This window comes from Bacillus sp. TSO22, assembly GCF_020223595.1.
Classification (GTDB): Bacteria; Bacillota; Bacilli; order Bacillales; family Bacillaceae; genus Bacillus; species Bacillus inaquosorum.
The window spans coordinates 252,526-274,473 of sequence record NZ_JAHAWO010000004.1 but is presented as its reverse complement, the minus strand read 5'-3'; the positions used below and the strand labels follow the sequence as shown (position 1 = coordinate 274,473).

Below are 21,948 nucleotides of genomic sequence, written 5' to 3'. Positions count from 1 at the left end.
TGAATGAATATTTTCTGTCCAGCAATCAAAATAAGAATATAAAAAAATCTCCGCTGCTAAAACGGAGATTTTGCGTTATTTAAAACACCAGCAAATTCCTAGCGCGCCCTCACCCAAATGAGTGCCGATTACCGCGCCAAAATAGCTGTTATAAAATTCAACATGAGGATATTTAGCAGAAAGTTCTTCAATGATTTTCGCTGCTTCTTCTTCTCGATTAGCGTGGATAACAGCAGCACGCATAGGCAATCCTTTACTCGCATCTTCGTCTAAAAGCTCATAAATTCGCGAAATTGCTTTTTTACGTGTGCGAATCTTCTCAAAAGGCACAATTACCTTATTGTCAAAATAAAGAATAGGCTTTACCTTTAGAAGACTCCCAATGAAGGCTTGGGCGCTGCTTAATCGTCCGCCCCGCTGAAGGTGGGCTAAATCATCTACCATAAAATACGCCCGAACTGTTTTTTTCATTTCTTCCAGTTCTTTTATAATATCTTCCGGCGATGATGCTCCATTTTTGATTAATTCAGCAGCCTTAAGAGCATAAAAGCCTTGAGCCAAACAGCTGATCTCTGAGTCAAATGGATACACGTCAATATTGTCGACCATAGTGTCAGCCGTTGCTGCACTGCTGAACGTACCGCTGATTCCGCTGGAAAGATGGATACTGATGACCGCATCATAAGTCTCGCCAAGCTCTTCATACAAAGCAACCAGCTCGCCGATTGGCGGCTGAGAAGTCGTCGGAAGCTCATTATGTTTTTTAACTTCTTCGTAAAAGCTTTTCCAGTCCAGTTCGATTTCTTCACGGTAAGTTTCTTCCCCAAAAACAACCTGAAGGGGGATCATATGTATCTGATGTTGTTCACGCATTTCTTTCGGAATATATGCTGTGCTGTCTGTTACTACTGCAATATTCATAGCTTCGATACCTGCCTTATTGCTTTATAACTCTATTGTAAGGGAAACAGCGACCTAAAAAAAGACCTGCCTAGTAAAAGGCAAGTCTCATTTTATACTATCTCATTTCTACCCAGCCATTTTTAATGGCGACCACAACAGCTTGCGTCCGGTCGTTTACATTCATTTTTTGTAAGATATTGCTCACATGGTTTTTCACGGTTTTCTCACTGATAAACAATGATTCACCAATACCGCGGTTGCTTTTTCCGTCTGCAAGCATCTGCAGCACTTCACATTCCCGCCTAGTTAAAATATGTAATGGTCTGCGGATTTCAGGGTAAACCTCATGCTGAGGATGTGCAGAAACTCCGCTTGTTGCAAGACGGCGGAATTCGTTAACGAGGTTGTGAGTAACCTTCGGATGAAGGTAAGAACCGCCCTCGGCAACTACTTTAACCGCTTCAATCAATGTATCAGCATCCATCTCTTTCAGCAGATAACCTCTTGCGCCTGTTTTCAGGGCATGTGTTACATAATTTTCGTCATCGTGAATTGATAGAATAATTACTTTAGATTCAGGATACAGCTCTACAAGCTGTTTTGTAGCTTCCACGCCATTTACGTTTGGCATATTGATATCCATGATCACAACATCAGGATGATAGTGCTCTACAATACGAGCCGCTTCGTCTCCGTCGTCACCTTCGGCTACCACTTCAAAGGTAGGTTCAAAATCCAATATCCGTTTTACACCTTCACGAAATAACTGATGGTCGTCGATAATAACAATGTTTACTTTAGTCACAAGCCACGCCTCCTTGTATTATTGTTCTATATACTCTATCATTCAGTCAATATGCCTTTTGGCTCTATTTTACAAATCATAGTCAAAGAGATAACGGAACCTTAATCATAATAAATGTCCCAAGACCTATTTTCGAATCTATTGTCATGGTTCCTTCCAATAAATCTACTCTTTCTTTCATGCCCAGCAAACCGAATGATTTGTTTTTCTTCTCTTTCGCTTCCTTCAGGTCGAACCCTTTGCCGTTATCTTTAATCATTAAAATCACAAAATCCTTTGTGATCTCAACTTTGACTGTAATTTCTTCAGATTCAGAATGCTTTAGCGCATTAGACACAGCTTCCTGTGCGAGCCTGAAGAGCGCAACTTCAAACTGGGGCGCTAGGCGCTTATCCTCTGTTTCACCAATGCATTGAAAATGTATTTTGACCTTCCCGTTATATTCCTCGGTTGTATATAGATATTTTCTTAAAGTTGGAATTAGGCCTAGGTCATCAAGGGCCATCGGTCTTAAATCATATATAATCCTTCTCACTTCGTAAAGGGCATTCCGCACATTTTGACGGAGATTTTTAATTTCTTGGAATCCGTCCTCAGCACCCCGGTCACGGAAAATCCGCTCAATTAATTCCGATCTCATCATAACATTTGCCAGCATTTGAGCAGGCCCGTCATGAATTTCTCTGGAGACTCTTTTTCGCTCTTCTTCCTGCGCCTCAATAATTCTTAAGCCGAAATCCTGTTTTGCCTGAGCATCAGCAAGCAGCAGTCCCACCTCGCGCAAATCCTGATTCAAGTAGTTGAGCACAACTGTAATTTGGCTTACTAATGATTCAGACCGCTCAATGATTTCCTGAAGGCCTAACAATCTGCGTTCTAAATCATCCCGGCGTTCTCGCAGTTGCTTCTCACGCTGCTGGATCATCGTCAATTCTACCTGCAGCTTATGGGCTTTTTCGTAAGCATTGCGGATTTCTTCTTCACTGAATCTATGAAAATTGCGGCTGACCTCAGATAAACGGTTTCTCGCATGGCGGGTTTGCACTTCAAGTTTATCGCCAAGCTCGATAACTTCATACACCTGCTGTTTAATTTGTTTCAGTTCTTCAACCAGCTGTTCATACTGCTGGCGTGACTGCTCCCCGATTTGAAAAACCTCGTCCTTGCTCCCGTCAACGGTTTTCAGCATCTTCATCAGAATAGAATCCAGCACTTTGGAATCCATCTTTGTTTTATTCATAATTTCCCTCCGTCACGGCGTTGTCATATATTTTTATTATAAATGTAATTGATCTGCAAATTGTGTCGAATTATAATGAAAGAATGCGTATATTCTAGAAAAAAACAATTTTATATACCTTCTTACTCTTTATGATAACAAAATACGCACAAAAATTCTAAAGACTGTACGAATTTGTATAGACAGTCTTTTATGCTTAGCAGGAGGGTCAGCAAGCATGCTGCACAGCTATTTTACTGTGAAAGAAGCAGGAGAACACGAGATTGTTATAGAAAAATCGCGTTTTATCTGTCATTTAAGCCGTGTTTCTACCGAACAAGAGGCACAGGAATTTATACAGAAAATAAAGAAACAGCACTGGAATGCGACTCATAATTGCTCGGCTTACGTAATTGGCGAGAACGATCATATCCAAAAAGCCAATGATGATGGAGAACCAAGCGGTACAGCGGGAGTGCCGATGCTCGAGGTATTAAAAAAACGCGGACTTAAGGACACTTGCGCCGTCGTTACACGATACTTCGGAGGCATTAAACTTGGTGCCGGCGGATTAATTCGCGCTTATGGGAAATCAGTGTCTGAAGGATTAAATCATATAGGTGTTGTAGAACGGAAACTTATGCGGGTCATGCATACTTCCGCAGATTACACTTGGCTTGGCAAAATTGAAAATGAATTAAGAGAATCACAATTTCTGTTAAAGGAAATCCATTATGCGGAAAATGTTGAATTCGAAACATACGTGGAAGAAAAAGATACAAACGCATTTTCTGAGTGGATGACAGAACTGACAAATGGAAAAAGTGATATTAAAGAGGGAGAGTTGACGTATCTTGAAAAAGCCGTCAATCACATAAAGGAGACTGAATAATGGCTGAACGCGTTAGAGTGCGTGTGCGAAAAAAGAAAAAGAGCAAACGCAGGAAAATCTTAAAAAGAATTGTGTTATTGTTCGCCCTTGCATTATTGGTAGTCGTTGGGCTTGGAGGATATAAACTTTATAAAACCATTAGCGCTGCGGATGATTCATACGATGCTCTTTCCCGCGGAAATAAATCAAATCTTCGCAGCGAAGTTGTAGATATGAAGAAAAAACCGTTTTCTATTTTATTTATGGGAATAGAGGATTACGCGACCAAAGGACAAAAAGGGAGATCAGACTCTCTTATTGTAGTTACCCTTGATCCCAAAAATAAAACCATGAAAATGCTGAGCATTCCGCGTGATACACGGGTGCAATTAGCCAGTGACACAACCGGAAGCAAAACAAAGATTAATGCCGCTTACAGCAAAGGCGGAAAAGATGAGACAGTTGAAACCGTTGAAAACTTCTTGCAAATCCCGATCGATAAATATGTCACAGTTGATTTTGACGGATTTAAAGATGTAATTAATGAAGTTGGCGGTATTGATGTAAATGTGCCTTTCGATTTCGATGAAAAAAGTGACGTAGACGAAAGCAAACGGATCTACTTCAAAAAAGGCGAGATGCACTTAAACGGCGAAGAAGCCTTGGCGTATGCCCGTATGAGAAAACAGGATAAACGCGGAGACTTCGGCCGTAATGACAGACAGAAACAAATTTTAAATGCACTGATTGACCGAATGTCAAGTGCAAGCAACATTGCTAAGATTGATAAAATCGCAGAAAAAGCCAGCGAGAACGTTGAAACCAATATTCGCATTACTGAAGGTTTAGCGCTGCAGCAGATTTACAGCGGCTTTACCAGCAAGAAAATCGACACTTTGAGCATTACAGGATCTGATTTGTATTTAGGGCCTAGCAACACGTATTATTTTGAACCGGATGCCACAAATCTGGAAAAAGTCAGAAAAACGCTCCAAGAGCATTTAGATTATACTCCAGATACAAGCAGCACTGACACTTCCGGTACCGGAAGTTCAACATACGGCACTGGCACGGAAGACAGCACAACAGACAGTACGACGAGCGGAAGCAGCTATTCGAATGACAACACAAGCTCAAACAGTACAACGAATTCAACAACTGATTCATCCTATTAAAAAAAGCCCGGTCCTTTAAAGGATCGGGCTTTTTTGTGCAGAAAAAAACTCCGGCAATTCAGCCGGAGTTTTTAATTCCTTTTCAACAGCCGTTTATAAAATTTCGTAAACGGCTTAAATTTTTCATTCACAAGTCCTGTCACTTCTGCAATAATCTGCATAAAAATAATTAAAATGAAGATAATAAACAAAGAAAGCCAGATTGTGGCACTTTTAAGTACAATTGCACTTATGCTGAAAATAAATCCAATTAGATAAATCACAATGACCGACATCCGATGTGAAAGGCCAAAGGCCATCAGTCTGTGGTGGATATGCGACTTATCTGGTGCCGAAATGGGCTGTTTGTTTAATATTCTCCTGATGATTGCAAATGTTGTATCAAAAATCGGTACGCCCAATATAATAATCGGGATAACGATACTGAACAATGTTACGCTTTTATACAAGCCTAATAATGAAAGAATCGAAATACTATACCCTAAAAAAAGTGATCCTGTATCACCCATAAAGATTTTTGCCGGGTGGAAGTTGTAAAACAAAAATCCAAGCGTACTGGCGATCACAACCAATGAAAGTGACAGAATCAGTACTTTTCCGCCCGATAGCGCCATGACGGCGATCGTTGACAGGCCGATAACAGAGAGACCTGCGGCAAGGCCATCTAATCCGTCAATCAGGTTAATCGCGTTTGTGATGCCGACAATCCATAATACTGTCAGCGGATAAGCCATCCATCCTAACTCAAACCGTTCTGTTAAAAAAGGTACTGAGAAAAAGTCCATTTTTAAGCCAGTGCTTACAATCATAATGGCTACACCTAATTGAATCAAAAACTTAACTTTTGCACTTAATTGATATTTATCGTCAAGAATACCCAACACAATAATGATGAATGCCCCGACTGTAATAGCCGTCATTCTTGTTTCTGTGTATATACCGGATGCAAGCACGCCTGCAACCACCCCGATAAATATGGCCAGCCCGCCCATCCGGGGCATGATTTTGTCATGTACTTTTCGATTGCCGGGCTGATCAACTGCACCTATTTTAATCGCAATCCTTTTTACGATTGGGGTTATGATTAAAACTGTAAGCAGCGAGACAATAAACGCAACAACAATGCGAATCATGCGTTCGTCAAGCATAAAGAAGTCTCCTTTGGAATTAAATGAAGTCTTTATTTATATAGAGAACCGTTCCTTCCATTATACCTTCTCCTTAGTTATTATAACAAGCTTCATCAAAAAGAAACACGTATAATCAAAAAACGCGCATCCCAATTTATAGGACTACGCATGTTTTTGAATCCCTGTATATTTCATGATTTGTTTAAATAAGCAATTCCAATCTTGCGCGCGGGCAATGTTTCGGCGCATTTCTTTATACGTTTCATCTTCGTTTTGACTGAGCACTTTTTCGCAAGCGACTATAAAATCAATCGGATGATCGCCTTCTACATATTCGTATACATACGGCTGTTTCATTTTTGAGGTTGACGGAAGATTAGAGCCGACGACAGGCTTTCCAGTCGCCAAAAATTCAAATAGTTTCAGCGGAAACACAGCTTGATTATACGATGATTTTTTATATGGCATGATACCGATATCGATAAGCTCCATATAATGCGGAACTTCTTTTGGATCTGCCGGGCCGGTCCATATGACATTGGGAAGCCTCAAAAGCTCTTGAAACGAGACATCGCCGTTGGTGGCATCCGGACCAACCCATAAAAATGTCCAATCAGGCTTTTGCAGCGCAGCTTCTTCAATCATTTTAAAATCGAGTTTAGGTTTGATCCCGCCGATAAAACCTAATACTGTTCCTTCTCTTCCCTGCAATATGCTGCGATCGGGAGCTTGTTTATTTGCAGAAAACAGCTCATATTCAACACCGTTTTCGACTGTATGAACCTTTTCTCGTCCTGCTGTCAGTTTTTTGTCTACTTCTTTGTGAAGATAATCCGATGAGCAGGTAATGGAATCTGCACGGTCTATAATTCTCAGCTCCGCCGATTTAATGACTTTTCGCCGGAACTCAGACAGCAGATTTGAACGGCCGCTGATCGGCGCTGCCCATAAATCACTGCAATCATAAATGACCTGATCCCAGGGATACAGCGAAGACAGCAGCGGAAATCCAGGGAACGTGTACCATAAACAGCAGCGTTCACCGTTTGCAGAAGCAGATGTCAGCTCATCAAGTAAAGGTTTGAGCTTATGCCTGTAAAAGACATCTGTATATCGTCCGAAACGAAACATTTTTTTCTCCAGCAGGTCTTTGACAGCAAATTGCCTGATGCCTGAATGAACTTGCTGAAATTCATTTCCTTGGGGGCGTGGAGCCGGACACACCCAAATGACTTCCTTCGTTTCCTCCTGAGCGGCTAAAAATTCTGCCAGCCGGTGCCTTCTGTATCTCAATTGGTCTTTTCCCCATTCAGCAGTGGCAACGATCACATGAATGATTGCTTCTTTTGTTTCCACCTTCATCACCTTTTCTCTCTGTCTGCGGCTATAATCTTTTTTTCACCGCGTTTTTTGCATATTGAACAAAACACCATGTGGCTTTGATGAAATGAAGCCGTTCGATCTCCCTGTAGACAAACCACGTTTTTTTCGCAGCCTTCCATTTGTTGCTGGATATCGAGTTATCTACAAGCCGATATTCAGCTAGGCATTCATTCATTCCATAGGCGGTAAATCCTTTTTTCAAAAGAGACAGCCATGTGGCCAAGTCCTGTCTCGTTCTAATATTCGGCATTTGGATCTGTCCCGTTTGCTCCCTGTCAATCATCACGGTCAAGCAGCCGATAATCGTATTTTTCAGAGCGTCATCGTACGTCAGGCTTTCCGGTGCATGAATAAATTTATCGAGCGGGGTTCCGTCCTGCGCCATTAAGCTGTAGCCTGTGAAAGAAAACGCACAGGAACGCTCCATCATAAAATCAAGCTGCTTTTCCAGTTTGTCTTTTTTCCATTTATCATCACTGTCCAAAAATGCTACATAACGTCCTTGAGCGCGCTCCAATGCTTTGTTTCGAGCAACCGCAGCTCCGCTGTTCTCTTCCAGATACACGACATGAATTCTTTCATCTATTTTTTCATACTGCTTTAAAATGTCGCGTGTCCCGTCCGTTGAGCAATCATCCACGATAATCATTTCCCAATGAGAATGGCTCTGATCTAACACTGAATGAATCGTGTCTTCAATATAGTCACGCGCATTATAAGAAGGTGTAATGACAGATACGAGAGGTTTCCAATTGGTCATGATCACATCTCCATCGTATGATTTTAAAAGGATTCCCTGAAAAATTCAGGAATGACAACGAACATAAAGGCAATCGTGAGGCCGATCATAACGCCAAGAACCGCTTTCTTTTTCGGGGACATTCCGCCGCCTGCTGCCTCACTTACGGTTTCAGAATCAGTAACACTGGCCGGTTTCAGATTAAGCTGCGTGTTTTTCAGCTCATACAAAAATCTCTCTTTATCCACTTTGGAATCCTCGCTTACCGTCTCACCTTCGAGTGCATCTATGCTGCGGCGGATGACGGCTTCTCTTTCTGAATATAGCTTTTGATCGTTTTTGAGAAAGGCGGAGGTAATGCCGTTTAAGATGGATTCCGTTCTATCCTTATCCTCGTCGCTATAGCTCAAGGTCAGTAAAGATTTAGATTCCGTTTTGATGGTAAGCTTCTCTTTGATCTCTGCCAAATCTTCATCCTTTTCGTCAGGAAGCGCCTCCTTCAAAAAAGAGTCACTCTTGAGCAGAAGCGGAATCTCCTCTGTACTGTTATAAACCGGATGATCATAGCTCCCCACAGCCAAAGTGTCCTCGGCTGTATAGCTCTTTTGATCAGCGATCTGTGACGGCAGGATATAACCGGCCGCACCTAATATAATTGGCACTGCTATGATCCAAATGATATTTTTTTTAATACGCCGGGCTATTCTTATCAATATATCGTTCATATAAGTCTCCCTGCTTTTTGTAGTCAGTTTATCTGTACAGCGGTTCAGGCATCTGTCTGGATCGCCTTAACACATTCACGGCGGCGATGACGAGCGCCAGAAACACCCAATGGAAAAATAAATTTGAAACAGAACTTGGGCTGATACTGGATACCAGGAAACTGACCAATGCCGTAATAAGCCCTTCTGTGATCAGTTTTGACTGATTTCCCAATTTTCTTTCATAAAATTTGTAAAGCACCCAAATGAGGTAAGCATAAACGGCCAGATATCCCAGCATGATGAACAAGCCAAAGTTAGCAAGGATTTCAACAAGCCAGTTGTGCACCTCTGTCACGTTGTCAGTATCATATAAAGCATGATGCTCAAGATAATAGGATACATTCCCTGCTCCGACTCCGAATCCGTATGAATCAAGGAAAAAGTGCCATGCGTTTTTCAGCAGATTGGCCCGGGCCACATTTGACGGAAGCATGTCATGAAATGAATGCAGCGTCTGCGGGGCCAGAAATAGCTCCCAAAACTTTGAATAAATTCGGCCGGCGAAAAGAACCGCAAAAATGGTGATTCCTGCCGCAGACAGCCAGATGGCCATTTTCTTTAGAACAGGCGGCAATACAATGAAGATGTAGACAGCAGCGCCGGAAAAAATACCCAGAAGGCTGGCTCTTGAACCGGTAGCAAAAATTAAATACAACGCACAGAGTGAGAGCAAAAGGCCAATCGCCTTGATGTATCCATTCTTTATGTTTTTCACCAATGTAATGTAAAAAAAGAAGCTGATCGATAAAAATGTTGCAAAGTCATTTTGATTAAAAAAGACCGATGTCGGATAATGCTGCTTATATTCCGGTCCGCTGTATAGCGTTGAACTCGGGAGATGATGATGGGTCATATGATTGTAAAAACCAATGATCATCAGGAATACTGTCATCACCAGCCAAATGGTATAAACAACCATGAGCCGCTCCATTTTTTGCACGTACATGACAATGAGGTAAATGAAGAAAATTCCCATTGCCAACAAGGCCAAATATTTGATGCCGGCTGTCACCGATTTGGCCCACAGCAGAGAAACAAGGCCGTATATAAACCAAAAAGCGAAAAAGAGCAAAATCCCTTTCACTTGCAGTCCGTTCCATCTTTCAATATGTGTTCGATTCCGCACCACACCGATCACATGGAGGCACCCCGCTGCAATGAGCAGAAGCCTGTAAAGAAACAAACTGAAAAATCCAAGATGAATCGCGAAAAATGCATTATTTAAAAAAGTGCAGGCGATCAAAATATAGATTACAGCCATAAAGAGCCGTTCTTTTGTTGTAAATGCGGTTGCAAGCGTCAGTACAAACAGACCAATTGCCAACACCGCAAGCACGGCAGCCATCTGTATTAAACCTATATCTGTACGGATGGCTCCCAGCAATAGGACGACTCCAAATATGGCAGCGGCCAGTAACGAAAGCGTATGGACCGCTGAACGTTTGATACTCACATGTTTAACCCCTTTCCTGATGTTTCAGGAGCCGGCGGCCGAGCCTAAGCAGCCAGCAGCTTTAACCAAGTAACACTTTTTCTTTTTATAGGTTGACGCTCCCCAAGTCTTTAGCCAATTCCTCGAGCGGCAAGCCCGGAAAATACTTGTCAGCAGGCTCCGCTCCCCGAACAGCAGGACGGCCGATGGAGTGATAAATGTATCCGGCTGCCTGCATCTCTTCAAGTGAAAATAAATTTCTGCCGTCGATGATGATCGGCTGTTTTAAGAGAGTTTTCACTTTTACAAGCTCCATTTCTTTCACTTCCGGCCAATCCGTTAAGATCAGGCATGCATCAGTGTCCTCAATCGCATCATACACATCTGTGTAATACTCGACCTGTTCGCCAAGGATCGCTGAGGCTTCAGGAATAGCAATCGGATCGTATGCTTTTACATGTGCGCCCAGCAGCTGCAGCATCGGGATAATATCTAGAGCAGGAGCGGATCTCACATCGTTTGTATTTGGCTTGAAGGCCAATCCGAGAACGGAAATGGTTCTTCCTTTGATGCTTCCCATAACAGTTAAGAGTTTATCTACAATGTGAACGCGCTGCTTTTCGTTCGTTTCAATGACAGCTTCTATAAGCTTAAATGGATAGCCAGCCGATTTTGCGATTTGAAGCAGTGCGGTTGTATCCTTAGGAAAACAGGAGCCGCCAAACCCAATACCCGCTTTTAGGAACTTTCTGCCGATACGGCTGTCAAGCCCCACGCCATCAGCAACTTTTGAAACATCTGCGCCGACTCGCTCACAAATGTTTGCGATATCGTTGATAAAGGAAATCTTTGTCGCCAGAAACGCATTCGCGGCATATTTAATCATTTCTGCACTTTCTAAGTTTGTTTTAATGACAGGAGCGTGGAAAGGCTGGTGCAGATCCTCAATGATGGCAGCGGCTTTATGACTTGTTGAGCCAATCACGGCACGCTCCATATTCATCGTGTCATGAATCGCTGAGCCCTCCCGAAGGAATTCAGGATTAGATACAACATCAAATGAGTATCTTCCCTTTGAAGCTTTTTGAACGATTGATTGAACGAGTTTTCCTGTTCCGACCGGGACTGTGCTTTTATTTACGATAATTTTGTAGCCGTTAAGGTGCTCACCGATTGTTTTCGCCGCCGCTTTGACGTACGTTAAATCAGCTTCACCTGTTTTGGACATCGGAGTTCCGACTGCAATATAAATAATGTCTGACGCCCGAATGGCGGACGGGATATCGTTAGTAAAGGACAGACGCTGATCCAGCACATTTTTTTCAACTAAGTCTGCAAGCCCTGGCTCATAGATCGGGATTACTCCATTTTTCAGACTTCTGATTTTTGATTCATCGATATCACAGCAAACAACTTTATTGCCGATCTCCGCAAAGCAAGTGCCTGACACGAGTCCTACATAACCTGTTCCAATTACAGCTATTTTTTTCACAGCGCTCATCCCTCTCCTGTAAAATTACCTTCTTATTTATATTGGTCGCAGTTTCTTACGATTAAACGGACGTTTTCATGACCGTCTGATACTGATGATGCAAGGCCTTGGCATTTTTTCCGGCGTCAAATTGCGCCTGCACGATTTCATACAAATCATCTGCAACTTCCGGTTTCCATATTTGCTCATGTTCGTACAGAGTGATCGCTTCCGCCAAGGCTTGAGCAGATTTCGGTTTAATCAGCAAATGCTGATGCTTTCCGAATAAAGATGCCACACCGCCAACATCTGTACAGATGACAGGAACTCTTAGCGCCAGCGCCTCAATCACGACAGTCGGCATCCCCTCACTGTAAGAAGGAAGCACGAACATGTCTGCCGCAAGCAAATAGTCTCTTACCTTATGATTGGGCACTTGACCTGTGACGATATGTCCCTTCTGGATCAGCAATGATTTTGCAGGACCATCCCCGACAAAGACTGCCTTAGGAGGTTCCTTCAACGATTCGATGGCTTCAGACAGTTCAAAAATGCCTTTCTCCCTGACGAGCCGTCCCACATAGACCGCCAGACGCTGATCGAGCGGAAGCCCGAGTTTTTTTCTGATTTCTTCTTTTGTTGACTCATTCTCCTGAAAGCGGCTCAGCTGTATGCCGATCGGCAGAACCGAGCTGTCAAAGCCGGAAAGCGTTTTGGTTTCTTCCTGGAGCTTGTGGCTGACTGCTAAAACGGCTGACGCGGAACCAACCGCACGATTGAAGGCTTTAAACGCCCCTTTGCTGTAATGCGGATAGACATTCACATCACTGCCGTGCAAGGTCAGAACATAAGGAATTCGCTCTGACTCCGACACGACTGCCGCAGCCCCGCCCGATGGCATGGCAAAATGCGCATGGATCAGATCCGGATGTATGTCGCGCTGTTTCATCGTTTTTAAAACGGCTGATGCGATTCTCCGGTGAGGCTGAGCCCACTTCAGCTGGCCGGGAACTGCTCGATAGAAAGGCCGGTGAACCGGTACCCCCTTCCTAATCTCATACTCCGGTCTGGCATCCTTTTTTCGATATGCCTTTTTCAGCATGCGGACAGGGGCCGAATGAAAAGGCCTTGGGCATATCACGGTGATATCTAGCCCGAGTTTTTGCAGCTCTTGCACCTGTGTCTCATGAAACACACCCTCACCGGGTTTCAGACTGCTCGGATATACGCTTGTGATCCACAAAATCTTCATGACAAACGTCCTTTTCTTAGTAGTTTGCTTTTCGTTTGAGGGTACGCTTTTACCAAAAGAAAGAGATAGCACAGCGCCCCGGCCGCCACTGAAATGGCCAGTCGCATTTCTGCCTGCAGACTGAAGTGTTCTGTACCTAGACTTACACCAAACGCGATGATGCCCATCGCGGCTGTGATCAGAAACGGCTTCATAATAGACTGGAAATAAGCCGAAAGGTTAAGCTTAATGACATATGACAGGAGCCAGCGCCCGATCAGGAAATTGAAAACGCTGATGATGGCATATACCCATGCGACTGTCTGCAGATTTCCCGTTTGTACAGCTGCAAACAGTGACAAACCGTAAAGCAGCAGCACACCGGAATCCCAATAAAACGCTAAGTCCGCTCTTCCTTTAGCAAGAAGTACAGATCCATTTGGATTCATGAGTACTCTAAGTATCCCGACAATGGCCAAAACATTTAGAACCGGAACAGCAGCAAGCCATTTTTCTCCAAATACCGCTGCGATAAAGGCGTCTGACACAGACACAAGCCCGATTAACAGAGGAAACGACACTAGCGCCAGCATTTTTGTCATATTCAAAAATCCTTCTCTGATCACGCTGTTTTCATATTTGTTTTTTGCGAAAACAGGGAATGCCACCCGTGTCACAATCGGATTGATCTTCAAAACCGGAATGGTAACAATCTGGTAAGCAAGGTTATAAATCCCCAACGCTTCAGCACCGATAAACCGGCCGATCAAAATCATATCGATATTCGCTCCCAGCCTGTTCACAAGACGGGATGAAAGCTGAAAGGCTCCAAAGGAAAAGAACTCCTTCATTCCCCTCAAGTCAAAAACAAAAGCGGGGTGCCATTTTTTCCGGTATACGGCCCAATATAAAAGCCCTTTACTGGACTGCAGCAGCACTTGAGAAATGACGTATGCCAAAATCGCATCCATCATAAAAACCGCTATCGCTAAATATCCGAAGGACAATACATTTGAAAAAATCTCAATTTTACTTAACGTATTAAAATGCAGCTGCTTTTGCAGCATATACTGATACTGCTGTCCGATTGGCGCGATTAAAAACATAATCGCCAAAATCCGAATCAGAAACACCAGCTCTTCCCTTTGATAAAATCCCGCAATGACGGGACTGCTCACATATAATAGAACAAACAGCAAAACGCCGGTCATAATATTAAGCCAATACAGTGTTGACAGCTGTCGCTCCGTCGCATCATCTCTCTGAATTAACGCTGCGCCAAAACCCATATCAAGCACAATCTGGGCGAATACTGTAACCGTTGTGATCATGCCGACGAGTCCAAATTCCGTTAAGGTCATCATATTTCCTAGCAGAGCAAACTGAACGATTTGTATGATTGTAATACACATGGTTGAAATACTTGTCCACTTTGCCCCGCTCATGATTTGTTTTGTAATACTTGGCATCATATTCCCTACTTCTTTTTAAGCTCAGATTGATGGTGAATGCAGGCATTCAGTTTTATCTTGCACCATCACCTGTCCAGACTACTTTACAAGTTTTTAACATAATTTTTAATTCTAAAGTGAAAGTCAGATTGCGAATGTAATATAAATCAAATATCAGCTTTTCCTTCGGCGTCATATCATAACCGCCGTTCACCTGAGCCCAGCCGCTCAATCCCGGTTTAACAGCCAGACGCTGTGTAAAGCCTGGAATTTCATTCTGGAATTTTTCCGTAAACACGGGACGTTCCGGACGAGGGCCAATCATACTCATATCGCCTTTCAGCACATTAAATAGCTGAGGAAGCTCGTCAATTCTCGTTCTTCTGATAAAAGCTCCGATCCTTGTCACCCGCGGATCTTGCTTCTGCGCCCAAACAGCCCCGGACTTCTCGGCATCTATTTTCATGGAACGAAGCTTATAAAGCTTAAATGGTTTTCCGCCTTTCCCTACGCGTTCCTGCGTATAAATGGCAGGCCCCGGCGTCTCCAAACAAATCAATATTGAAAATACCGCAATCATTGGCAGCGCAATCGCCAATCCAATGAGCGCAAACCAAATATCCATTACGCGCTTTACTGCCAAATAACGAGTCGTCTTTTCAGATAATGTAAAAGAATTTATTTGCTGAACTGAGAATTCACGACTCACATTCATGCTTTTCTCTGCACTCACTGACACACACCTCACGATTTGTTTGGGATGTTATGATGACCTATGCCAGTCAGTTTAGCAGACGGATGTTAATTGTATGTAAATGGTATGTTAAAAAGTGTGAATTACGTGTTTTTTCTGATAAATGTTGTTAATACTCTTTTACTATTTTATATACAAGTACTATTTGTTTTAATCATTTCATATAAAAAAGAGACAAATCTGTGATTAGATTTGTCTCTTTCGATTATCTGTAATAAGATACTGTGCCGTCATGAATAGCTTGTGCAGCTTTATCTTTATAAACCGCTTGTTTCAATTTACTTGCATCAGATGCATTTGTGATAAAGGCAGTCTCAACTAAAACACTTGGCATTTTAGAATATTTAATAACGTAGAAACCAGCTGTTTTTACTCCCCGGTCTCTCGTTCCAAGATTAGCAGCTAACTTTGGTTGAATTTGTTCAGCCAGTCTCTTGCTATTTGCTGCTTGATATGTTGTATCGTAGTACGTCTCACTTCCATTTGGTGATGAGCTATCATTAGCATTTGCATGTATACTGATAAATAAATCTGCTTGTGCAGAAGCTGCTTTACTTACTCTCTCCTGTAAAGAATAAAAAGTATCATTAGATCTCGACATTACTGGAAGAGCCCCCGAAGCATTTAGCTTTGTATTTACTCTTTTCGCTATGTCAAGGTTAACCTCTTTTTCAAGGAGTCCATTGCCGATAGCTCCTGAATCTTGATCACCGTGACCGGGGTCAATAAAAATTGTTTCACCTACAACAGGATTCTTTAGCTGATTAGCTACTTTTGTGCTTATAGCAGGAGTGTTTCCGATAATCGTAAAGTTAGACATGTTTTTACTGCCAATGATTTTCCGAGCTCCTGTAGATAAATTTTCACCATTTGTCAGAATAAGAGATTGTTTCTTCTTAGCTGCCAAAGTAGCTCCTGCAATAGAGTCAGGATAACTGAATCCATTGCTTACATATACGGTGCTTGTTGATAAATTAAGTTTTTGTACAATATTTGCAGCAAGCTCATATCTGTTTGAACCGCTAATTCTTAGAGGGGAAGGCAGCTTATTATATACCGTACTGCTGATACTTCCAGTACCTCCTACAACAACAGTACTATTAATCCCCTTATCTTTTATCACCGATGTTGTCGCACTATTTATAGATGTTTTATTTGTAAAAAGAATTGGATAACCATTTTTCGCTGCATAAGGGATTACTGCCGGAGCGTCTGCGTATAAGAAACCATTTAAAATAACAGCTTTTGAGGTCGCATTCATCGCTTTTGCCACCCGTGCAGCCGTATCATAGCGGTTGCTTCCTGCAATTCGTTTAATACTTATCCCTAAGCTTTTAATCTGATTAGCAGTGTTAGAAGAAACAGCAGGTGTACCACCCACAATAATTACATTTTTAGTCTGCATCTCTTTCAATCTTGTTTTTGTTTCATACGAAAGCTTATCAGTATTTGTGTAAAGCAATGGTGCATTCTTCTGATAAGCAAGAGGTGCTGCTGAAATCGCATCTGCATAAGAACTTCCACCGACAATTACAGCTGTACTTGCTGTTGAATACATTTGCTTTGATATTTGAACAGCAGTGCCATATCTATTGCTTCCCCCGACTCTTTTTACCGAGTTATCGGCCAATGCTGTTGGTACAAAAAGAATGAGCCCCAGAAAACACATTGTTAGGACTTTTATATAAGAACGCAATTGATTTCCTCCTTAAATGGCCTCTAAAACCCTAAAATAATCAATAACTTGTCAGAGTTGTACCAGGATAGTAAAATTTCAAAATTGAACTATATGAATCTCCAGCTTCTGCTCTTGCTTTTGCTCCATATTGACTCATTCCGATTCCGTGACCGTATCCCTTACCGCTGATTGTATACTTTGAAGTATCTTTTTTAACAGTCACATAAGTACTTTTAAATACAGTCGCCCCAATCATTGTTCTTAACTCAGTTGTTGGTACACTAATGGTTGCAATTTTACTCAAGTTATAGGAGCCGGTACTGCTTTTAACAAAATACTTCACTTTCATCGTTGCTGTTTTTGCACGTTGTCCCTGCGTCGTACCGCTAAAGCTCAAATCGTCTATACTCGCAATTTTGACAGAGTCAGCACCTGTTTCTTTATTTTTCAAGATCCAGTTTTTAACCCCAGAAAGTCTTGCAGAATCAACTTCAGTTGCTGAAGACCACCAAGAAGACGGCTTCGTTAAGTCCAGCGAATTCGTATCAAGCTGTTTTTTTGATAGAGTAAGCGTCCAGTTTATTTGAGGATCCTTAGTATCTTTCTTTGCAATCAAGTAAGGTACACTTGATGACCATACTTCGTTACTCGCTTCTGTGTAACCGCCATTACTGGAAGAATAAGCTGCAGTCACAAGAGATCCGTTATATTTCAGAACTTTCCCCTTCGTTTGCTCAACCGCTTTATTGGTATTTGAATTCCAACTGTATCCTCCATAAACTTGAAAAGCGGTTGTATCAGGTACAGTAGTTCCTGTTTTTGTTATCGAGTAGGTTCTTGCAGCGACAGTCTGTGCTTTAAGAGCCTCAAGTGACCAGCTTGCAGGCATTTCATTCGGAATAACGCCTTTTAAGTAATCCTCAAATGGAATATTTTCATTTACCGGTCGGATATATTTAGTAGATTCAATAGAGAAATTAACCGTTCCAAGATACTGCTTTCCATTAAGACTAATCCTGTTAGAAGTAGAATAGTTTTCCGGTTTAATTCTTAGAGAGTTTCCGTAAGTTTTGATATTTTCAAGATTTAATTTTCCGCTGCTGATTTTTAGATTATAGGTGCTTCCGTTTGCTAAATAAAATTCATCAGCAAGTGAATTCTCGACTTCAGCAGAAATAGAACTGGTGCTTCCGATAAAGTCGTATGCATATGTGGCTTTATCCTTCGTTATGCTTTTAGCCGCCGTCGGAACGCTATCTTGTTTAATAAATAAAATTTGGCTGTTTTTCTTCGAAGCAAGCGAAGCGCCTACCAATACGTCTGCATATTTCGTTCCGTTCGTCATTACGACTTTATCAGCCTTCAACTTTAGTTGCTTAATTATATTTGCTGTGAGCTCATATCTGGTTGATCCAGGTATCCTCTGTACAGTTGAAGTTTTTTTAATTTGATTTTCTACACTATCACTGACACTAAATGAACTGCCTATAATGATTACTTGTTTTGGCAAATCATAATCCGGAAGCTTATCTTTCTCTGTAAGCAAAATAGGGTATCCGTGTGCTGCTGCGTACGGAGCAATGGCTAAAGCATCTTGAAATACCCTTCCGGTTACAACGATCGCTTTATCATAACTGCCCATTTGTTTTGCAATATTTTCTGATAATACATATCTATTTTTTCCGCTTATCCTTTTCACAGCTCCATATGGTTTCAGCTTGTTTTCTACATCTTTTGAAATGCTTCGTGCTCCCCCAATTATTAAAATATTATCAGGGTTAAACTTAGCAATTTGTCTTTCAGTAGTTTTTGTTAACGTATCAGGCTGAGTAAATAAAACTGGAGCATCCAGTTTTTTTGCCAATGGAATAACAGGCAATGCATCAATAAATATATCTCGATTCACCAATATAACTGTATTAGGATTTTTCCACTGACTGCTGGATGCAAGAGTTGCAGTTTCATATCGTGAAGCGCCTGCAAAGCGATTCGTAACAGCAACATTATCTCCAGTTACTTTATAAAATCCTGTTGGCGATAGACTGATGCTCGATTTATTTCCAATATAATTTGACAATTTAACTGAGATGTTTGAGTCTGCTGCAAAAGTAACTGATGGAATCAATAATAAGATTGCAGCAAGCGAACACATTATCAATCGTTTGCAAGATTTCAAAATTTCAGGTTCCTCCCTATATCTTAGTTGGCACGTTCAATATCTTTTAACAGAAGCTGACCCTCATTATTTTTTTCATATGTAATCTTTACTTTATCTCCATTGTTAAAATTATCAAGATCACTTGTCGATTCTTCTGTGATATCAAGACTAACCGCCTCATTATCTACAGTTACTTCTATTGTATGAGTATCTGCTAACCCTACATAAATACCTTCTTTTGTTTCAATGTTACTGTTTGTCGATACATCTTCACCTTGGCTCTTTTGGCTATTAACCCCGCAACCCGAAAGAAGCAATATAAAGAACATTAAAGCAATCAATTTTTTCATTTTTTTCACCTCATTATGTTTTATCGTCAATCTATTTTATATTTTAAAGAAAAATTAAGAAACAGTGAAACTTTTTTTAATAAAAAACGACTATTTTAGGATTTCATTCTTGTATTAAATAGAGTTGTATTTATTGGAAATTTAACTCATAATAAAAATAATTTAACAGACGAGGTGCAAAGGATGAGAAGTAAACGCAGAAAAAAGAAAAAAACCTTATTATTGACAATTTTAACGATAATCGGACTTCTTGTGCTCGGAACAGGCGGCTACGCATACTACTTATGGCATAAAGCAGCTTCAACCGTGGCAAGTATTCATGAAAGTATTGATAAATCTAAAAAGAGGGATACTGAGGTCAACATCAATAAAAAAGATCCGGTTTCCGTCTTAATCATGGGTGTGGATGAACGCGACGGCGATAAAGGCCGTGCCGACACGCTCATTTATATGACCGTTAACCCAAAAACGAATACAACTGACATGGTCAGCATTCCGCGTGACACATATACAAAAATTATCGGGAAAGGCACAATGGATAAAATCAACCATTCATACGCATTCGGCGGTACGCAGATGACGGTTGACACGGTTGAAAACTTCCTCGATGTTCCGGTTGATTATTTTGTAAAAGTGAACATGGAAAGCTTTAGAGACGTTGTTGATACACTTGGCGGCATCACAGTAAACAGTACATTCGCGTTCAGCTATGACGGTTATTCGTTCGGCAAAGGAGAAATCACACTGAACGGAAAAGAAGCACTCGCCTATACCCGGATGAGAAAAGAAGATCCGAGAGGCGATTTCGGCCGCCAGGACCGCCAGCGACAAGTGATCGAAGGAATCATTAATAAAGGCGCAAATATTTCTTCTATCACGAAATTTGGAGATATGTTTAAAGTCGTTGAAGATAATGTGAAAACGAACTTGACCTTCGATGACATGTGGGATATCCAGTCCGACTACAAAGGCGCGCGTAAAAAGATTAAACAGCACGAACTAAAAGGTACAGGCACGAAAATCAACGGAATTTACTACTACCAGGCTGATGAAAGCGCACTTTCCGATATCACAAAAGAGCTGAAGGAAAGCCTCGAAAATTAAAACAAAAAGAAGCTTCGCACAGTGTGCAAAGCTTCTTTTTTTATTTTCCTGTAAATGAGTCCGGATGGTCTTGCCGATATCCGTAATGATACAGCAATTCTTCCACAATCCGTCGCGAAGCCTCTCCATCTCCGTACGGATTAGAAGCGTAGGACATTTTCTGGTACTCATCATCATCAGTTAACAGCTGTTTTGCCAGCTGATAAATGTTTTCCTCATCCGTCCCCGCAAGCTTCAGCGTCCCCGCTTCCACTCCTTCAGGCCGTTCCGTCGTATCACGCAGCACAAGCACCGGTTTCCCGAGAGATGGTGCTTCCTCCTGCACGCCGCCAGAATCTGTCAAAATGAAATGCGATTTTGCCGCAAAGTTATGGAAATCAATAACTTCTAAAGGTTCAATCAGATGCACTCTGTCAGAATCGCCAAAATGCTTCTGAGCCGCTTCCCGGACAACAGGATTCAGGTGCACAGGGTAAACGACCTGTACATCTTTAAATTCCTCAACAATTCTGCGGATGGCCTTGAACATGTTTTCCATTGGCTCACCTAGATTTTCCCGGCGATGCGCGGTCAGCAGAATCATTTTATCCTCGCCCACCTGATCAAGGCAAGGATGTGAATAGCCGTCCCTCACCGTTGTGCGGAGTGCGTCTATCGCTGTATTGCCCGTTACAAAAATGGAGTCTGCCTTTTTATTTTCTTTTAATAAATTGTCTTTGGCCTGGCCTGTCGGTGCAAAATGCAAATCAGCAATCGCACCGGTCATCTGGCGGTTGAGCTCTTCCGGAAATGGAGAATACTTATTCCCCGTACGGAGCCCAGCCTCCACATGGCCAACAGCAATTTGATGATAAAAAGCGGCTAGGCTTCCGGCAAATGTCGTCGTCGTATCACCATGGACAAGCACAATATCGGGCTTGATGTCTTTAAACAGCTCATCCAATTTCACAAGTGCGTTGGACGTAATCTCTGCCAGCGTCTGCCGCTCCTTCATAATGTTCAAATCGAAATCAGGCTTTATGTGAAACGCATCTAAAACCTGATCGAGCATTTGTCTGTGCTGTGCAGTGACCGTCACATAGGAATCTATTTCAGGATATTTTCTCAATTCAAGCACAAGCGGTGCCATCTTGATCGCTTCCGGCCTGGTCCCGAAAACGGTCATGACTTTTAGTTTTTTCATATTTGTCACCTGGTTTTCTGCTAAAGTAAATAAATTCATACTCCTTATTCTACATAAAAATATATCATTTTAAATCATTTCATTCCGATTCAAATAAAATTATATATGTATTAAGGATAAACCTTGTTTAAAAATGGTTTATCC

The 21,948-nt window shown here is 41.8% G+C and carries 19 protein-coding genes; 3 read left to right on the top strand and 16 right to left on the bottom strand.

Annotation, left to right across the window (positions count from 1 at the left end):
* Positions 1-75 precede the first annotated feature (75 nt).
* From KHQ79_RS06325 to degS, 3 genes are all read right to left on the bottom strand, one after another.
* Positions 76-921 carry a DegV family protein gene (locus KHQ79_RS06325; RefSeq protein WP_225514454.1) on the bottom strand — a complete coding sequence of 282 codons (846 nt, stop codon included), beginning with the start codon at positions 919-921 and terminating at the stop codon, positions 76-78.
* 97 nt (positions 922-1,018) lie between these two features.
* Positions 1,019-1,708 (bottom strand): two-component system response regulator DegU, encoded by a 690-nt coding sequence (gene degU / locus KHQ79_RS06320; protein ID WP_003219701.1) that lies wholly within the window; start codon positions 1,706-1,708, stop codon positions 1,019-1,021.
* Between the two features lie 82 nt (positions 1,709-1,790).
* The gene (gene degS, locus KHQ79_RS06315) at positions 1,791-2,948 is read right to left on the bottom strand and encodes a two-component sensor histidine kinase DegS (RefSeq protein WP_003235467.1); all 1,158 of its coding nucleotides are present in this window, start codon (positions 2,946-2,948) and stop codon (positions 1,791-1,793) included.
* 217 nt (positions 2,949-3,165) lie between these two features.
* Between degS and KHQ79_RS06310 the strand changes: the two genes are divergently transcribed.
* Together KHQ79_RS06310 and KHQ79_RS06305 are read left to right on the top strand one after the other, a co-directional pair.
* Positions 3,166-3,819 carry a YigZ family protein gene (locus KHQ79_RS06310; RefSeq protein WP_225514452.1) on the top strand — a complete coding sequence of 218 codons (654 nt, stop codon included), beginning with the start codon at positions 3,166-3,168 and terminating at the stop codon, positions 3,817-3,819.
* Positions 3,819-4,973: an LCP family protein gene (locus KHQ79_RS06305; protein WP_225514450.1), complete on the top strand. Its 1,155-nt coding sequence runs from the start codon at positions 3,819-3,821 to the stop codon at positions 4,971-4,973. The genes KHQ79_RS06310 and KHQ79_RS06305 overlap by 1 nt, the downstream gene beginning before the upstream one ends.
* 71 nt (positions 4,974-5,044) lie before the next feature.
* Here the strand turns inward: KHQ79_RS06305 and KHQ79_RS06300 are convergent, their stop codons facing one another.
* From KHQ79_RS06300 to KHQ79_RS06245, 12 genes are all read right to left on the bottom strand, one after another.
* Entirely contained in the window at positions 5,045-6,121 is a 1,077-nt protein-coding gene (locus tag KHQ79_RS06300) for an MraY family glycosyltransferase (protein ID WP_100276399.1), read from the bottom strand.
* Between the two features lie 144 nt (positions 6,122-6,265).
* Positions 6,266-7,459, bottom strand: a complete 1,194-nt coding sequence (tuaH, locus tag KHQ79_RS06295; RefSeq protein WP_225514851.1) for a teichuronic acid biosynthesis protein TuaH — start codon at positions 7,457-7,459, stop codon at positions 6,266-6,268.
* A 28-nt stretch (positions 7,460-7,487) separates the two neighbouring features.
* A complete protein-coding gene (tuaG, locus tag KHQ79_RS06290) occupies positions 7,488-8,246 on the bottom strand; it encodes a teichuronic acid biosynthesis protein TuaG (RefSeq protein ID WP_019259613.1) in 759 nt (252 codons plus the stop codon).
* 23 nt (positions 8,247-8,269) lie between these two features.
* Complete coding sequence (tuaF, locus tag KHQ79_RS06285) at positions 8,270-8,950, bottom strand: teichuronic acid biosynthesis protein TuaF (RefSeq protein WP_060399605.1); 681 nt, start codon at positions 8,948-8,950, stop codon at positions 8,270-8,272.
* 28 nt (positions 8,951-8,978) lie between these two features.
* Positions 8,979-10,445, bottom strand: a complete 1,467-nt coding sequence (gene tuaE / locus KHQ79_RS06280; RefSeq protein ID WP_225514448.1) for a teichuronic acid biosynthesis protein TuaE — start codon at positions 10,443-10,445, stop codon at positions 8,979-8,981.
* 85 nt (positions 10,446-10,530) lie between these two features.
* Positions 10,531-11,916, bottom strand: coding sequence for a UDP-glucose 6-dehydrogenase TuaD (gene tuaD / locus KHQ79_RS06275; protein ID WP_225514447.1), 1,386 nt, complete (start codon positions 11,914-11,916; stop codon positions 10,531-10,533).
* Between the two features lie 61 nt (positions 11,917-11,977).
* Positions 11,978-13,147 carry a teichuronic acid biosynthesis protein TuaC gene (gene tuaC, locus KHQ79_RS06270; protein WP_119914357.1) on the bottom strand — a complete coding sequence of 390 codons (1,170 nt, stop codon included), beginning with the start codon at positions 13,145-13,147 and terminating at the stop codon, positions 11,978-11,980.
* A complete protein-coding gene (gene tuaB, locus KHQ79_RS06265; protein ID WP_029316911.1) occupies positions 13,144-14,595 on the bottom strand; it encodes a teichuronic acid biosynthesis protein TuaB in 1,452 nt (483 codons plus the stop codon). Before tuaB ends, tuaC begins: the two co-directional genes overlap by 4 nt.
* Positions 14,596-14,650: 55 nt before the next feature.
* Entirely contained in the window at positions 14,651-15,310 is a 660-nt protein-coding gene (locus tag KHQ79_RS06260) for a sugar transferase (protein ID WP_003235493.1), read from the bottom strand.
* A gap of 226 nt (positions 15,311-15,536) precedes the next feature.
* Positions 15,537-17,027 (bottom strand): N-acetylmuramoyl-L-alanine amidase LytC, encoded by a 1,491-nt coding sequence (gene lytC / locus KHQ79_RS06255; RefSeq protein WP_225514445.1) that lies wholly within the window; start codon positions 17,025-17,027, stop codon positions 15,537-15,539.
* Positions 17,028-17,067: 40 nt separating this feature from the next.
* Positions 17,068-19,185: a SpoIID/LytB domain-containing protein gene (locus KHQ79_RS06250; RefSeq protein WP_225514443.1), complete on the bottom strand. Its 2,118-nt coding sequence runs from the start codon at positions 19,183-19,185 to the stop codon at positions 17,068-17,070.
* A gap of 23 nt (positions 19,186-19,208) precedes the next feature.
* Positions 19,209-19,517: a hypothetical protein gene (locus KHQ79_RS06245; RefSeq protein ID WP_100276405.1), complete on the bottom strand. Its 309-nt coding sequence runs from the start codon at positions 19,515-19,517 to the stop codon at positions 19,209-19,211.
* A 183-nt stretch (positions 19,518-19,700) separates the two neighbouring features.
* On the opposite strand from KHQ79_RS06245, the gene tagU reads away from it, so the two are divergent.
* On the top strand, positions 19,701-20,621 hold the full coding sequence (gene tagU, locus KHQ79_RS06240; RefSeq protein ID WP_225514442.1) for a polyisoprenyl-teichoic acid--peptidoglycan teichoic acid transferase TagU: 921 nt from the start codon (positions 19,701-19,703) through the stop codon (positions 20,619-20,621).
* Positions 20,622-20,661: 40 nt separating this feature from the next.
* On the opposite strand, the gene wecB is transcribed toward tagU, so the two are convergent.
* A complete protein-coding gene (gene wecB / locus KHQ79_RS06235) occupies positions 20,662-21,804 on the bottom strand; it encodes a non-hydrolyzing UDP-N-acetylglucosamine 2-epimerase (RefSeq protein ID WP_225514440.1) in 1,143 nt (380 codons plus the stop codon).
* Positions 21,805-21,948: the final 144 nt, after the last annotated feature.